Source organism: Acinetobacter geminorum (genome assembly GCF_013009345.1).
In the GTDB taxonomy this organism is placed as follows: Bacteria; Pseudomonadota; Gammaproteobacteria; order Pseudomonadales; family Moraxellaceae; genus Acinetobacter; species Acinetobacter geminorum.
In genome coordinates this window covers 1-698 of the sequence record NZ_JABELE010000052.1, presented here as the reverse complement: position 1 = coordinate 698, position 698 = coordinate 1, and the positions used below count along the sequence as shown (strand labels likewise).

General features: G+C 43.8%; 1 protein-coding gene. It reads right to left on the bottom strand.

All coding sequences use genetic code 11. The annotated features are described in order from the left end of the window. A partial coding sequence (locus HJG58_RS18620; RefSeq protein WP_235944534.1) for a GTP-binding protein occupies positions 1 to 698 on the bottom strand: 698 nt, incomplete at both ends.

The window sequence follows — 698 nt, the reverse complement described above, 5'->3', positions numbered from 1 at the left end:
TGACGACCACCTTCTTCTTTAGAAAGTACGTATACTTCTGCGTCGAATTTAGTGTGCGGCTTGATTGTACCTGGTTTAGCAAGTACTTGACCACGTTGTACGTCTTCACGCTTAGTACCACGAAGTAAGATACCACAGTTCTCACCTGCACGGCCTTCGTCAAGAAGTTTACGGAACATTTCTACGCCAGTTACAGTTGTTTTAACTGTATCTTTAATACCAACGATCTCTACTTCTTCACCAACTTTAACGATACCAGCTTCTACACGGCCTGTTACTACAGTACCACGACCAGAAATTGAGAATACGTCTTCGATTGGCATTAAGAATGCTTTGTCGATAGCACGTTCTGGTTCTGGGATGTAAGAGTCAAGCGCTTCAACAAGAGCAAGAACTGAAGACTCACCATATTGACCAGCATCGCCTTCCAACGCTTTAAGCGCAGAACCACGGATAACTGGAGTGTCATCACCTGGGAAGTCATAAGTAGAAAGAAGTTCACGAACTTCCATTTCTACTAATTCAAGTAATTCTTCATCATCAACAAGGTCACACTTGTTTAAGAATACGATGATGTAAGGTACACCAACCTGACGAGAAAGAAGGATGTGTTCACGAGTTTGTGGCATTGGACCGTCAGTCGCAGCACACACAAGGATCGCGCCGTCCATCTGAGCAGCACCAGTAATCATGTTTTT